Source organism: Paenibacillus solanacearum, from assembly GCF_910593845.1.
Taxonomy (GTDB): Bacteria; Bacillota; Bacilli; order Paenibacillales; family NBRC-103111; genus Paenibacillus_G; species Paenibacillus_G solanacearum.
Window position 1 is genome coordinate 32,804 of the sequence record NZ_CAJVAS010000022.1, and the last position, 13,766, is coordinate 46,569.

Annotated in this window: 13 protein-coding genes; all 13 read right to left on the reverse strand. The window is 55.0% G+C overall.

All coding sequences use genetic code 11. The features are described 5' to 3' along the window. Nucleotides 1–13: 13 nt before the first annotated feature. Entirely contained in the window at nucleotides 14–1,885 is a 1,872-nt protein-coding gene (gene nosZ, locus KXG62_RS20980; protein ID WP_218093971.1) for a Sec-dependent nitrous-oxide reductase, read from the reverse strand. A 13-nt stretch (nucleotides 1,886–1,898) separates the two neighbouring features. Continuing rightward, nucleotides 1,899–2,351, reverse strand: a complete 453-nt coding sequence (locus KXG62_RS20985; protein WP_218093972.1) for a c-type cytochrome — start codon at nucleotides 2,349–2,351, stop codon at nucleotides 1,899–1,901. 248 nt (nucleotides 2,352–2,599) lie between these two features. After that, complete coding sequence (hemY, locus tag KXG62_RS20990; RefSeq protein ID WP_218093973.1) at nucleotides 2,600–4,057, reverse strand: protoporphyrinogen oxidase; 1,458 nt, start codon at nucleotides 4,055–4,057, stop codon at nucleotides 2,600–2,602. 45 nt (nucleotides 4,058–4,102) lie between these two features. Beyond that, nucleotides 4,103–5,371 (reverse strand): hypothetical protein, encoded by a 1,269-nt coding sequence (locus KXG62_RS20995; RefSeq protein ID WP_218093974.1) that lies wholly within the window; start codon nucleotides 5,369–5,371, stop codon nucleotides 4,103–4,105. A 61-nt stretch (nucleotides 5,372–5,432) separates the two neighbouring features. Further along, the gene (locus KXG62_RS21000; RefSeq protein ID WP_218093975.1) at nucleotides 5,433–6,548 is read right to left on the reverse strand and encodes a TIGR04053 family radical SAM/SPASM domain-containing protein; all 1,116 of its coding nucleotides are present in this window, start codon (nucleotides 6,546–6,548) and stop codon (nucleotides 5,433–5,435) included. A 241-nt stretch (nucleotides 6,549–6,789) separates the two neighbouring features. Beyond that, nucleotides 6,790–7,077, reverse strand: a complete 288-nt coding sequence (locus KXG62_RS21005; RefSeq protein ID WP_218093976.1) for a hypothetical protein — start codon at nucleotides 7,075–7,077, stop codon at nucleotides 6,790–6,792. After that, nucleotides 7,046–7,402, reverse strand: a complete 357-nt coding sequence (locus KXG62_RS21010; RefSeq protein ID WP_218093977.1) for a hypothetical protein — start codon at nucleotides 7,400–7,402, stop codon at nucleotides 7,046–7,048. The genes KXG62_RS21005 and KXG62_RS21010 overlap by 32 nt, the downstream gene beginning before the upstream one ends. Continuing rightward, a complete protein-coding gene (locus tag KXG62_RS21015) occupies nucleotides 7,395–8,918 on the reverse strand; it encodes a nitrate/nitrite transporter (RefSeq protein WP_218093978.1) in 1,524 nt (507 codons plus the stop codon). Before KXG62_RS21015 ends, KXG62_RS21010 begins: the two co-directional genes overlap by 8 nt. After that, nucleotides 8,915–9,103 (reverse strand): hypothetical protein, encoded by a 189-nt coding sequence (locus tag KXG62_RS21020; RefSeq protein WP_218093979.1) that lies wholly within the window; start codon nucleotides 9,101–9,103, stop codon nucleotides 8,915–8,917. Before KXG62_RS21020 ends, KXG62_RS21015 begins: the two co-directional genes overlap by 4 nt. Then, the gene (locus KXG62_RS21025; RefSeq protein ID WP_218093980.1) at nucleotides 9,093–9,629 is read right to left on the reverse strand and encodes a Rieske (2Fe-2S) protein; all 537 of its coding nucleotides are present in this window, start codon (nucleotides 9,627–9,629) and stop codon (nucleotides 9,093–9,095) included. The genes KXG62_RS21020 and KXG62_RS21025 overlap by 11 nt, the downstream gene beginning before the upstream one ends. 28 nt (nucleotides 9,630–9,657) lie before the next feature. Beyond that, nucleotides 9,658–10,221 (reverse strand): 4Fe-4S dicluster domain-containing protein, encoded by a 564-nt coding sequence (locus KXG62_RS21030; RefSeq protein ID WP_218093981.1) that lies wholly within the window; start codon nucleotides 10,219–10,221, stop codon nucleotides 9,658–9,660. Nucleotides 10,222–10,240: 19 nt separating this feature from the next. Beyond that, complete coding sequence (locus tag KXG62_RS21035; protein WP_218093982.1) at nucleotides 10,241–12,415, reverse strand: molybdopterin oxidoreductase family protein; 2,175 nt, start codon at nucleotides 12,413–12,415, stop codon at nucleotides 10,241–10,243. After that, entirely contained in the window at nucleotides 12,402–13,442 is a 1,041-nt protein-coding gene (locus KXG62_RS21040) for a hypothetical protein (protein WP_218093983.1), read from the reverse strand. The genes KXG62_RS21035 and KXG62_RS21040 overlap by 14 nt, the downstream gene beginning before the upstream one ends. Nucleotides 13,443–13,766 lie beyond the last annotated feature (324 nt).

Genomic DNA, 13,766 nt, shown 5'->3' on the forward strand with positions numbered 1-13,766 from the left:
CCCGTGCAGATGTTTAATTTGGGGAAACGAGCAGGTAACCGGTCATTTCCTGGTGCAGCGCCGAGCAGAAGTTGGTGCAGTAGATCGGGAACGTCCCCGCTTTGTCGGCGATGAATTCCAGCGTCTTCGTTTCGCCCGGCTGAACCTCCATATTCAGGTTATAATTGTTGATCCCGAAGCCGTGCGTGATGTCTTCATCCAGGTCAATGTTGGTCAGGTGGATGACAACCTTGTCCCCCTGCTTCACTTCGATGACGTCCTTGCGGCTCGCCTTCGCGTCAAAGGTGAATTTCGAACGCATCGCGATTCCGTATACGTCGACGACGTTGCCATGACGCTCGATGCGCGCCTCTTCCTGCTTCCACACCGAATTCGGACGCTTCTCGTCTTTGGGCAGGACGTTAATCGTCTGAATCTTGTCCGCCTTGATCATCTGCGCATAGTGCGGCTCCGGATCGACCGGCGCAGATTGCACGACCTTCATCTTGTCGCCGGATAAGTCGATCAGCTGCATCGACTCGGGATGGGACGGGCCGACGGACAAGTAGCTGTCCTTGGCCAGTTTATTCAAGGCTACGAGCCATTGGCCGTCCGGGCTGGCGCTGTCGCCTTCCGCGGAAACCGAATGCCCCGGCGAATATTGCACCGGAACGCGGTCGATGGTTTCCCCGGTCTCGATGTTCCACTTTACGACCTCCGATGAAATGAACATGGTCGTATAGGCGAAGCCTTTGTCGTCAAACTGCGTATGCAGCGGCCCCAGCGCGTTCTCCGGGTTGACCTCGCGCTCCATGACGGCGTTATAGTCCAGCACCGGAATGCCCTGCTCCTGTCCGGCGAACTTCTTGTTCTTGACGGCGTCGAACGCCTTCTCGAACGAGAACACCGTCATCGCCGGCGCCAGCTTGCCGGAGGCGATGAACCGTTTGCCGTCCGGCGTCACGTCGACGCCATGCGGCGATTTGGCGACCGGCACCAAATAAATGCCGGCATTGACCTTGGCGGGATCGATCATCTTGACCCCGTTGACATGATCCGCCTTACCGTCCGCGACCATCTTCTCAAGCTCTTTCCAGTTGAACAGGACGATGTAGTCGCGGTCTTTCTGCGAGGCGTTGATCTCGAGATTCGTCGTCGCTTCCTCCGTATTGTAGGTGGTCATGACGGCCCAATCGGAAGATCCCTTCTTGCCTGCGTCCGACAAGTCGAAGGACCACGGCGGCAGCGCGACCTGATACGCAAGCTCCTGCTTCTTCGACTGTTCGTTGAACTTGACTGCGGACATGACGCCTTTGTATTTCGTTTTGAATTCGTCAAGCGGCGCATATTCGTTGCCGAGCGGTACGGAGAATCGGGTCGGCAGGAATAAATATTCCGTATTCTCCGTGACGAATGCGGCGCAGTGCGGGCCGGACGTATTCGGCGTCTGCAGCATGTCCATGACGGTGAACGTCTTCAGATCCATCACCGCGGCCCGGTTGTTCGCTACGTCGGTAGCAAACAAGTACTTGCCGTCATATTCCCCTTTCGTTTCGGAGAAAGCGGGATGGTGCAAGTCCCCCCAGCTGTAGCCCCCGAGCATCGCCTTGCTTTCTTTGTCGAAGCCGTAGCCCGTTGCCGGGTCCGGCGAGAAGACCGGCACCGTCCGGATGCGCCGCATCGACGGGACGCCGTAAATGAACATTTGCCCCGAATGGCCGCCGGAGGCGAACAAATAATAATCGTCTTTTTTTCCGAAGGGAACGTATACTTTCTCCGCATCTCCGTTGGCGCTGGCGATGGAGGCGGTGCCTCCGCCTCCCGGGAAATCGGCAAACATGACGGTCGAGGCGAGCAGGCCCGCCATAATGCCCATAACGCCAGGCATAATCATCTTCTTGTACATTCGCGCTGCCTCCTTACTGAGATTGTTCGGATGCTTTCTTTAATACGGCGACGACCGATTTCAGCTCATCGTCCGTCAGCGGCTTGCTGCCGATCACGCCCGACATGACGGCGGAGGTTGGTTTCTGCAGGAAATCCTCCACTTTCACGCCATGCTTGCTTTCCACGTTGACATAGGCTTTCGACAAGTCCGGTCCCACTTGGCCGCCCTTCACCCCAAGCGCCGATACGGAGTGACAAGAGACGCAGTTGAGCTTCATGAGCACTTCGCTGTCCTTCGCAGCCACCGTCGTCGCTTCACCGCTCTTCTCCGCGGTCTTGGCGTCGTCCGGCTTGGCCGACTTGGCCGCCGGCGCGGAGCTGCTGCCGGGGTCGCCGGATTTCGCTGCTTTCGAAGAAAATGCCGCGTACCCCCCGCCGAATGCCAGAATAAAGCAAATAACGAATACGAGCATATTTTTGTACATGGTGTTGTTCCCCCGAATTTCGATCTATCTGTTCGGAGTACTGCCCTCCTTTCTTTGTCGTTGGTAGTTATCTTACAGCAGCGCATCGCCGCTATTCGTGACGGTCATCACGAAATAATCGACGAAACGATGGCCGAATCTGCAAAAATCGCTCTGCACTTGTGATATATTTCACATTGTAGGGCATACAAAAAGCTTCAAGAGCGATGTGCCCGGCGGCGCCAAATTAAACCGATGCGCGATCATGATCATGATCCGTGGAGATGCTGTGATTGCCCTGCCTGAACGAACCCAAGAAGCTGCTCGGCCGCTCGCTTGCCTTGCTGTATGCAGTCGGGGATCCCGACGCCTTCATAGCCTGCGCCGCACAAGTACAAACCGGGTGTATGGCTTCTCAGCTGCGCCTGCAGCCGACCCCATCGTTCTACGTGGCCGACCGGATACTGCGGCATCGACTGATGGCAGCGGGTAATCTCTGCAAACTCCGGCTCTGCCGTAATTCCCATCAGCGCCCGCAAATCCGAAACGACGCCGTGGATCAGCTCCTCATCGGATAGTCGCGTCCATTCCTGAGCACCGGAACGGCCCACATAGGTTCGCAGCAGCAGGCGTCCTGACGGAGCCGTATGAGGCCATTTGGATGAAGACCAGGTGCAAGCCGTAATGAACCTCCCTTCTTTGCGCGGAACGACAAACCCGGAACCGTTCAATGGGAAAGGGATATCGTGTTGACGGTAAGCCAGCGCGACATTGGCAACGGACGCATAAGAAATGTGCTCCAGCCACCTTGCATCCGGAAGCTCGGGCAGCAGCCTGGCCGCCTCGAAAGCCGGCAGTGCCATAATGACCGCATCCGCTTCCAGCTCGGTCCCTTGGTCCAGCGTTAACTTGTAGCGCCCTTCCTCCCTTACGAACCGCATGACCCCTTGTCCGGTCATCGTCCGGATGGATCTGGACTGAAGGGCCGCCGCCAGACGGTCCACCAGCGTAGCAAGCCCCTGCTTGTAAGTGAGAAACAGGCTCTTGCGCGCGATATCCGGCAGCCCGCTGCCTGACTGCGGCTTCTTTTTCCCGGCGAGCATGCCAAGGATGATGCTGCGGTGCTCCTCCTCCAATTGTTTGAATTGCGGGAATGTCGCCTGCAGACTAAGATACTGCGTATCCCCGGCATAAATGCCGGCCAGCAAAGGCTCGGTGATATGATCCAGAACTTCTCTGCCCAGCCGCCTCCTGATAAAATCGCCCAACGATTCATCGCTCGTATGCTGCCGCTTCGGCAAAACCAGATCCAAGGCAGCGCGAATTTTCCCGGCCGGGGAAATTAATCCCGTTCGGATAAACGGGGATACTTGCGTCGGGATCCCGAGCACGAGTCCGAGCGGCATGGGGTGAAGCTTGTTTTTGTGCAAAATGAAATTCGCTTTCGCTTGCGGATTCGTGGCCGTCAGTTCATCCTCAAGTCCCAGCTCCTTCGTTAGCGCGATGATCGGCAGTTTTCGCGCCAGAAACGAATCGGGACCTTGCTCGATAATAAAGCCGTCGCGGCGAAGGGTTTGTATTTTCCCGCCGAATCGGTCATTTTTTTCAACCAGCGTGATGTCCATCGGAACTTGCAGTTCTTCCATCCGCTTGCTCAAATAGAAGGCAGCGCTCAGCCCGGTAATCCCGCCGCCTACAATAACGACGTTCTTCCGTTTGCATTCCATACGTACACTCATCCCCTCTGCGGCAAAATCAACACCGATGACAATTCATAACGTCTTTGTTCGGCTGCAATTCTCATGGCTTGCGCCGGCGCCGGCGGTCCCTTTCACTGAAATCATGATTACCCCTGCAGCCATGCCGATGCTTGCTGCGCATAGCCCTATCCCCTGGGACGCAAGCCCGCTCGTATGCATCCACTCGAACAAGCCTTGCATAAAGAGCAGCAGCTCGTTGAGCATGAAGCCGCCCAAGAAAAGCGCATAGCCTGCACGCTGTACTTTTCCTCTGTCGTCCAGCCACCCGAGCTGAAGAAAGAAGGATAAGCATAACATGCTGACAAACCCCAGCAGAACCAGATGCAAATACCCGATGACGATGCTGCGTGATTCAAAGATCCATGCGGTTAATCCCGGTACGACCGCTCCGACCTCCATCGAAGCCTTCAGCAACAGCGCGGCGAAAGCGAGGTGAAAGTTGATGCTGCCCCATCCTCTGAACAGGCTGGCAAAGGAGGCACGAAGCCGATTGAGGATTGCCAGCAGCAGGACGATCGCAGCCCATTGAAGCACGGCGCCGATTCCGGCCGCTGCGTACCATACAGGGTCGGTCTTGATCCATAACACCGATACGAGAAAGGATGGCGGCAAAGACCAAACGTACATTCGGTAGAACAGCTTCACCACTCTTTCCGGGTAGCGGACGTTACGGGTTTCCAGAATCCGCAATAATACGGCAAGCAGCCCGAGCGTAAACCATCCGTTGTATTGAAAATGCAGATAAAAGTAAATAGCGGCGTCCGCCCCGTCCGTTCCGCTCAGATGATTCGCGCTCAGCACGGCGAGCATCCACGGTCCGATGGAGGATACGGCCAAACAAACGAGACTTCCTTTTACGAACATGTAAGAAAGTGGACTGCGCGCGTTCCCGCCGGCTTGCCTCCGCAGTGACTTCCAGACGAATATAGCAAACCCATACGAGAGCACAATGTGAAGCGTCGAGAATCCGATCGAAAAGATCGCATACCCTTGCAGCGAGAAGGAAACGAACATGCCTGCAATCGCCAGTTGGGTCAAAGCAAAAAGAACTTTCAGCTGTACGCTGTTTCTTGCCGTATCGTGCAGAAAATGAACCATGAACAATACAAACAAAGCCATATACACCCACCCCAGAAAAGCCAAATGGGAGTGGGCGTGCACCAGATGGCCGTAAACGATCCCCTCCGGAAGCGGCACATACGCCGCGCTTCTCATCACAACGCCGGTGACAGCGGTAACGGCAAAATAAAACATGGTGAGTCGGACCCAGCTATTGTGCATGACCTGTCATCCTCCTGTAATGGCATCGTCTCACCTGCCGTTCACCGCCATCGAAGCGCGGTCACGCTTGCGACGGTAGAGACGGATAAGGCGCCCCGCCTGTCGGTATATAGGCGCAGCAAGGATCGCTTGCCAAATAATCGCCGGTCATCGCATAGGCTCTGGCTCTCGATCCGCCGCACAGCTCCTTGAATTCGCAAATCCCGCATTTTCCTTGCAGCAGCGACTTGTCGCGCAGCTGTCTCATGACCGGCGCGTTGCGGTAAATATCCGCAAGCGGCTGCTGCCTGACATTGCCGCAGGCGACGGGTAGGAAGCCGCTCGGATACACCTCGCCGATATGGCTAATGAACACGAAGCCGTCGCCGTCATTAACGCCCTTGTGCGCGCGGCCGAGCAAATCGGCTCTTTTCCCCTCCGCAATGGCCTGATCCCCTCCCAAGCGCCGTTTCTCCTGCAAGAATACTCTCCGGTAGTGCGGCGCCTCCGTCGCTTTCACGCCGTATGGCATCGTTTGCTGCACAAGGCACAGCCATTTCATGACGTCTTCATGCTGCTGCGGGGTAATCATGTCCTTCTCGTTAGCCCTCCCCGTCGGTACAAGGAAAAACACGCTCCAGAGCACCGCTCCCATCTCCTTGACCTTATCCGCAATCGCCTGGAGGTCGTGAAGATTGTAGTTCGATACGGTCGTATTCACCTGGATGGGGATTTGCAGCTCCTTCAAATATTCGATTCCTCTCATCGTGAGATCGTACGATCCCTTCGTTCCCCGAAAGTGATCGTGAATCTCCGCGCAAGACCCGTCCAGACTGAACGCCCAGCGTGACAGTCCAACCTCCTTCGCCTTTCGAATCGCCTCCCGGGTTACCTTCGGCGTAGCGCTGGGCGTCATGGCGACGGACAGCTTCTTCTCCTCGACAGCATACTTGGCAAGCTCGAACAAATTCGGCCGCAGCAGCGGGTCTCCGCCTGTAAATACGAAGAGCGGATGCTCCATCTCGGCAATCTCATCGATGAGTCGCTTCCCTTCCTCGAACGTCAACTGCCGGGGGTCCGCCTTATACTGAGCCTCCGCCCGGCAGTGCAGACATTTCAAGGCGCAAGCCCGGGTGACTTCCCAGATCACAATGAATGGATTCTCGTTATAATCTCTTTCCTTCTTCAACGGCAGCATAGGCTCCATCCCTTCCGTTATACCAGCTAAGCTTATCCTACCTCGGAATGAGCCGGCCTACTGTGAGGGGGCTCACATGGACCATATTCTTTCGCTCGTTGTTCACCGGAATTTCAAATGGATGGCGGCACACCGGGAAACGGTCAGGTACTTAGCCCATGCCGTTGGGTTCGGAAAAAAACAACCCCAACGGCATCTTGGCTCAGCCGTCAGGGTTATCGGGGGTAGGCGTGATTCCGTTTCAAAGAAAGCGCAGCCTGTAGTTCAGCTTGGCCATGTCATCTTGGGACACGAAGACTGTCTCGCCGCCCGATGACTCCAGCCGCGTTCTTTCGTCGTCAAACACGGGAATCGCAAAAAATTGAATGTCGTTAAAGTAAAATTGCACATGCGTCTTTTCTTCGTTCATCCGGACATGATGCAGCGAACGGGTCGTCGGGGGAGCTTGGGGATCGCTCCCGGCTCGGTCTTCGATAACAATTTCTACCGTCTTGCCGTTATACATTTGCAGCCGCGATTCCCAGCTCATGCTTCTCCCCTCTTCTCTTCAACCGGCACGGGCCGGCGTCTTCCTTCAGGATGACCTGAATGCGGTAGCCGTTCAGCCAGTCAAGGCTGTCCAGCGGCATATGCTTCTCCAGATGGGAGATCACATCCTGCTCTGTCGTCCACGCAGACAACCCGCTCACCTGGGCAACGGCGATCTCCAGTCCATCGTCTTGTTTCCGCTCTACCGTAATAGCAGCTTGCGAGGAGAATAGCGCGCCCAGCTGGGCTTCCAGTTCGGGAAACGGCGCCCCGGCATCCGTATGCGGCTTGATGAAGCACAGATCGACGAAATATTCGCTAGCCATTCGTCCCGTCCCCCTTGTGCTGCTGCTGATGCGTCATGTCGCTGAACATCCCGGAATAATACACGACATCGCCGGCATCGTTTTTCACCGCGCTGATTGTGAGCCATTCCAAATAAATTTCCCCGTTTTTTTTGCGGTTCCAGATATAGCCCTGCCAAAATCCGCGGCTACGCAGGTTTTCCCACATTTGATCGTAAAACGATTTATTTTGCTTGCCTGATTTCAATAGATTCGCCGTTTTGCCGACCGCTTCTTCCGAAGTATAGCCGGTCAAACGGGTGAAAGAAGCGTTCACGGACTGAATGATCCCTTTCACATCCGTAATCATGATGCCCTCAACGGTATTCTCGACAATGTTTGTCGCCAGCGCCAACCGGTCCTGATAAAGCATCCAGACGACGAGAATCAAGCAGGCGAGCGCAATTTGCGACAGCGCCATAAACCCGATCGCATAATGCCCGGTCAAATTGAAGAGCAGCGTCAAAATCAGCGGCGGGAAAAAACCGCCTAATCCGCCCATCGCCGAAATCATGCCGTTGGCAATCCCGGCTTGCTTGGAGAAGTACAGCGGAACCAGCTTGAATATCGTTCCGTTGCCTGTCCCAGCGCAGAAGGCGACGGTCAAACAACCGATCGTATACAACTGCATTGATGGAGCGAACGAGAGTAATATGGCCGCTACCGTCAGTCCGGCGAATACGAACATCAAAATCTTGAACGGATTAAAGCGGTCGCCGAGCCATCCCCCTACCGGTCTCATCGCCGTAGCGAGCACGATAAATCCGGCGGTACGCATCCCCGCATCGACCTTGTCCAGATGAAAATGGCTGACCAGAAAGTTCGGCAAATAGACGGTAAATGCGACAAACGAGCCGAACGTCAGGAAATAAAACAGGCAAAGGAACCACAGCTTCTCACTGCGCGAGACGATTTTGATCTGTTCCAGAAGCGGCGTTCTGACCGAAACTTCTTTACGGTCGCCCAGCATGAAGTTCAATCCCGCCAGCACTATCAAAATCACGCTGTACAGCATCACGGTTCGGGACCATCCAAGGTAGCTGGCCGCTACAGGCGCTCCAAAGGCGGAGATGGCCGTACCCAAGTTCCCGATCCCGTAGATCCCGTTGACGAAGCCGTGACGCTCCTTCGGATAATACTTGGGCAGCGAAGTGACGCCGACCGAGAAGATGGCGCCGCCGATCCCGAGGAAGAAGCCGCCGATGATCAGATCCGCGAACGAGTCCGCCCGGCTGATCCAGAAGACGGGCGCCAGCAGCAGCACGAAGCTGATCATGAACAGCTTGCGGGCGCCGTAGCGGTTCGTCCAATAGCCTATGGGAACACGCATTACCGACCCGAACAATACCGGTATCGCGGTAACCCATGCGAGCTGCGATGGCGTTAGCTGAATATCTTCTTTAATGAACGGCATAAGCGAAGACAAAATCACCCATACCATAAAGCCCAGTACAAGGCTTACGGTTTGAAGAGGAAGCTGCATTTTTTTCACATTCATTTCACATCACGCTCCCGGCGATAAATCCATAGGGCAATAGGAAACAGCAGCAGGTTCAGCGCGGCAAACAGGATCACATTCCCGTACTTGTCATAGAAGAACGCATTCACCGTCTGCTGCGTACAAACGATATTGAGGAACAGAACGACACAGAGCAGTATGATGCCGCGCGAACTACGTGTCATAGCGCTTCACTCCCGTTGCAAATATCGCGCCCTGTTCCTGCTTCAGCACAATCTCGGGCAGCGGCCGTCTCGGCGGGCCGGCTGTCGGGGCACCTGTCTTGACATCAAAGACGCCATGATGACAAGGACACAGCATCTCGCCCTGTTCTTTGCTCCAGTACACGGGACATTTCAAGTGGGTACAAGCGTTCTGATACGCTTTATACTCGTTCTCCCCAAGCCGGATCAGCAAGGCCGAATCATGCTCGCCCGGATAGGCGAACTCGATCGCATCGCCCACTTTCACCGCGCTTATGTCGGCAACTTTCGCAGCCTCGTATTGTTTGCTGCGGAGTCCGGTCAGTTCTCGGGCCGCGATCGTTCCCCAGGGCAAGGTCGAGACGGCGAATACGCCGGCGGCGCCTACCATGAGCTTCATAAAGCTGCGGCGGTCAAGACTGCGCTCATTTTGTTTGTGTATATTATGCGTATAGTTGTCTTCGTCAAAAGGAACCCGGTTATTGTTTTTCTTTTGTTGTTCATCCATCGGGAGTCACCCCTGTTCGTTTAGTGGCTTAAAACAATTTTTGCTTCCCTTGTAGAATACCCGGCAAACTGATTTTTACATTCGTCTCGCCTTCAAGCGGATCGAACGGTTCGCGGCTGGACATCCATTTCCCCAGCCGATGCTGCTCCTTCTTCGCCTTCAATTCATCCTCGGTTACCCATTGCAGCGTGTTCGTCGGGCATACCGATGCGCACATCGGCGGAATGCCTTCTTTGGTGCGGTCGTAGCACAAATCGCATTTATACATTAAATTTTGTTCCTCGTCGAATTTCGGTATGCCGTAAGGACAGGCGATTGTACAGTTCTGGCAGCCGATGCATTTCTCCACCAATGCCGAGAGCACGGCGCCTTCCGGCGTAATCTGGATCGCCTGCGCCGGGCAGCTGCGCGCGCAAGCGGGGTTGACGCAGTGCAGACACATCAGCGGGATCGTTTGACGGCTGACGAGCGGATTCACATCGTATACGTAGTTCCGGTTCCGTTGATCGTGGCCGCCGCATTGCGTGCAAGCGGCCAGGCAGCTGCGGCAACCAATGCAGTTGTCCATTTCGATGTATAAATATTGTTTCATTGGTCCCTCCTGCATGTATTTAGAATGGGGCGCTGCGCGCATTCGCAATTTTCTCGATTTGCGCGGCGCACACTTTAAATTCCGGCATCCGCGACATCGGGTCCAGTGCGGGAATGGTCAGCAGGTTGATCGATTGATCGTGGCCGAAATGATACGGTACGAACACCGTGTCTTCGCGGATCGCTTCGATCACCTTCACTTTGTAGAACGCTTCTCCGCGCCGCGAATACAGCCTGACGACCTCGTCATGTTCGATGCCGTATTGCTTGGCCGTCTTCGGATGCACTTCCAAGAACGGCTCAGGGCACATATCCCGGAGGAACGGAATTCTACGGGTCTGATTGCCGGATAAGTAATGATACACCACGCGTCCCGTCGTCAACCGGAGCGGGTATTCCGCGCACGGCTCCTCTGCCGGCGGCCGGTAAGGCAGCGCGCATAATTTGGCTTTCTTGTCGGCATGATAAAACTGTTTGTCGAGGAACATATAAGGGGTTCCCGGATCGGCCTCGTCCTTGCACGGCCAGAAGACGCCGTTCTGCTTATCGATCTTCTCCCAGGTGGCGCCGTAGTAGTCGGCATAACCGCCCTTGGTCGCCAGTCTGAATTCGTCGGCGACGTCTTTGGCCGTCTTCAGATGGCGGAAGTACGCTCCGCGCCCCAAGCGCTCGGCCAGCTCCACTGCGATGAGCCAGTCCGGCTTCGATTCGCCAATCGGCTCCTGCGCTTTATTGATTTTAATAATGCGGCCTTCCAAATTCGTTACCGTTCCTTCATCCTCTGACCAGGTCACGGATGGGAGCACCACATCGGCAAATTCGGCCGATTCGGACAGGAAGATGTCGGAGCAAACCATAAAGTCCAGACTTTTCAGCGCATCGCGCACAAAGTTTTGGTTCGGCGCGGAGACCGCCGGATTCGAACAGAGCAGATATAATCCGCGAATCGTCTTGTTCGCCATCAGCTCGAACATCTCATAAGCCGATACGCCGGGCTGCGGCATTTCTTCCGGGGTGATTCCCCATACTTTACATACCTCTTCAACATGCTTCGGATTCGTAATCTTGCGGTAGCCCGGCAGCAAATCCGACTTCTGCCCGTGCTCGCGGCCGCCCTGTCCGTTGCCTTGGCCTGTAAATGTCGCGACGCCGGATTTCGGACGTCCGATCTTGCCTGTGACAAGACACAAATTCGTATAGGCCGATACGTTGTCCGCGCCTTTATGCTGCTGCTCGATGCCGCGGGCGAACATGACGATCGCATTCGGCGCTTTGCCGTATATTTCCGCCGCCCGGATCAGCTTCTCCGGCGAGACGCCTGTAATTTCACTCGTATATTCCGGCGTGAATGCTTTCACAACCTCGACCATCTCGTCATAACCGCCTGTATGCTCACGCACAAACGCTTCATCCGCGTAACCATTCTGCACGAGCAGATTCACCATACAGTTGGCCAACGCCAGATCGGTACCGGGACGCAAGTCCAGGTGAACGTCGGCGCGCCTAGCCAGCGGCGTTTCCCGCGGATCAACAACGATCAAGTAGCCGCCGCGATTTTGCACTTCCCATACGCGAAACATCGAGGTCGGATGACATTCCGCAGTATTGCTGCCTGCAATAAACAAGCAGTCCGTTTCATGCACATCCGTCCACGGCAAGGTCGAGCCGCGATCGACGCCGAAGGAGCGAAGGAAGCCGGCTGCGGCGCTCGACATACAGAAGCGGCCGTTATAGTCGATGTATCGGGTTTGCAGCGCAACGCGGGCGAATTTTCCGGTCAAATAGCACTTTTCGTTCGTCATCGAAACGCCGCTGAACACGGACAGGCTGTCCTTGCCATAATCCGTCTGCAGCTTCTGGAAGTTCCGTACGATCAAGTCGTACGCCTCCTCCCAGCTCGCCTCGCGGAAGCCGTCTTTCGTGCCCTTGAGCGCTGGATTATCGCGAATGAGCGGGCGAAGAAGCCGGTCGTCGTGATTCGTCTGCTGGTAAGCCGTTACGCCCTTCGGACACATTTTGCCGAGTGTAACCGGCCAGTCGTAGCGAGGCTCGACGCCGATAATATGATTGGTTGACTTATCTACTCTCAAATTCATTCCGCACTGCATGCCGCAATAGGAGCAATGCGTCGGAACAAGCGATTCGTTCGGATGATGTTTATTCGCAACGACCTTGAAGAACTTATCCTCTGGCATTCTGGTTCGCCTCCTTGATTCGAATTTCATGCGTCGGTACGCCCGCAAAACGGGACATACGGTATTTGCGCCGGCAAGGCAGGCACAGCTCGGCCAAGTGGAAGCCTTCATTCATGTTGAACTCGATGTCGTTTTGTTTCAGCACCGCGATAACGTCCTGGGATTGCTCGACGGAAACAAATGCGCTCCCGCATACTTTGCATGCTTTCATCTGCTGTTCGCCGTAATGCTCGCGATAGTTGCGCGCCAGCACGCTCATCGGCCGGAACGGGATATGAGCCAGCTTACCGAACGGCAGGTAGATCAGCGTAACGATCACCGACCATTGGTGAATGACCGTGATGACCGGATGACCGAAGCCGTGCAGAAATATATTGCTGAAGGTCAACATCAAACCGGTGACGCTGATCAACAGCAGCAAGTACAGCGGCAGGAAGTCGTAAGCGAACGACTGCTCCGCACGCGCCTGCATATTTTTGAGACGCCGGTACAACGCCATGCAGACGCCGCCAATGACCATAAAAGCCGTAATGTTAAGCGCGTTATAGAACAGGAATGCGATCAAACCGTCCGCTCTCACCCGCATAAGATCGATCCCGAAGCCGACTACCGTGTAAAAGCCGTTGTCTTCCATCGTAAAATACATCCATCCGAAGACGAGCGGGAACGTGACAAAGGCCGATAAAATACAGCCCCATCCGAGCAAAATATGCTGCGTCCAGCGGTACCATCCGCGTTTCCAAATAAAGCGGTACGTCACCATATGCTCCACGGATGTTTTCGGCGTTGATTTGCGGAACAGCAGATTCAGCCCTTTTTTCATAATCAGCTTCGTGGGCGGGCGTTCGGCCCAAGCGATAAACCGGTAATAAAAACCGCCGATAAACACGACAGTGCCAACCATATAACCGTATAATGCCAGATCAATATGGGTGAACATGCGGGACCCGAGATACATCAGGATCAGAAGCCCGGTAACGGTATAAAATACCATTTGGGCAAATTTAGAGGCAAATGCGCGATCCATAGCCATTCTCCTTCATCGTTTATTTCTTATGTGAGTCATTAGACCATACGAACCTTATTCATTGCAGTGATGCGCGTCACATGGCGCGATTCTTTCTTTACACCGGACCGGGAATGCGGGAACCATTCGGCCGCCCGGATGGAGCCGCTCCGTTTCGCTTGATCTAATACTAAACGATTCGCGCGTTCATGTTTATCGGGAGATCCACCGATTTTTTCGAGGGAATAAACCCTGAACCGGATCGGGGTTAAACAAGCCGAATTCGATAAAATGCTTAGTTGACGATGGGGAATTCCCTGATGCCCCGGTAGGGGTTTGCACCCA

Bases quoted from the DNA above. Each gene is read 5' to 3' on its own strand.
- KXG62_RS21005 (WP_218093976.1), bottom strand. From the start codon at position 7,077: ATGAGCTGGGAATCGCGGCTGCAAATGTATAACGGCAAGACGGTAGAA.
- KXG62_RS21010 (WP_218093977.1), bottom strand. From the start codon at position 7,402: ATGGCTAGCGAATATTTCGTCGATCTGTGCTTCATCAAGCCGCATACG.
- KXG62_RS21040 (WP_218093983.1), bottom strand. From the start codon at position 13,442: ATGGATCGCGCATTTGCCTCTAAATTTGCCCAAATGGTATTTTATACC.
- KXG62_RS21015 (WP_218093978.1), bottom strand. From the start codon at position 8,918: ATGAATGTGAAAAAAATGCAGCTTCCTCTTCAAACCGTAAGCCTTGTA.
- KXG62_RS20985 (WP_218093972.1), bottom strand. From the start codon at position 2,351: ATGTACAAAAATATGCTCGTATTCGTTATTTGCTTTATTCTGGCATTC.
- KXG62_RS21030 (WP_218093981.1), bottom strand. From the start codon at position 10,221: ATGAAACAATATTTATACATCGAAATGGACAACTGCATTGGTTGCCGC.
- KXG62_RS20995 (WP_218093974.1), bottom strand. From the start codon at position 5,371: ATGCACAATAGCTGGGTCCGACTCACCATGTTTTATTTTGCCGTTACC.
- KXG62_RS21035 (WP_218093982.1), bottom strand. From the start codon at position 12,415: ATGCCAGAGGATAAGTTCTTCAAGGTCGTTGCGAATAAACATCATCCG.
- KXG62_RS21025 (WP_218093980.1), bottom strand. From the start codon at position 9,629: ATGGATGAACAACAAAAGAAAAACAATAACCGGGTTCCTTTTGACGAA.
- nosZ (WP_218093971.1), bottom strand. From the start codon at position 1,885: ATGTACAAGAAGATGATTATGCCTGGCGTTATGGGCATTATGGCGGGC.
- hemY (WP_218093973.1), bottom strand. From the start codon at position 4,057: ATGGAATGCAAACGGAAGAACGTCGTTATTGTAGGCGGCGGGATTACC.
- KXG62_RS21020 (WP_218093979.1), bottom strand. From the start codon at position 9,103: ATGACACGTAGTTCGCGCGGCATCATACTGCTCTGTGTCGTTCTGTTC.
- KXG62_RS21000 (WP_218093975.1), bottom strand. From the start codon at position 6,548: ATGCTGCCGTTGAAGAAGGAAAGAGATTATAACGAGAATCCATTCATT.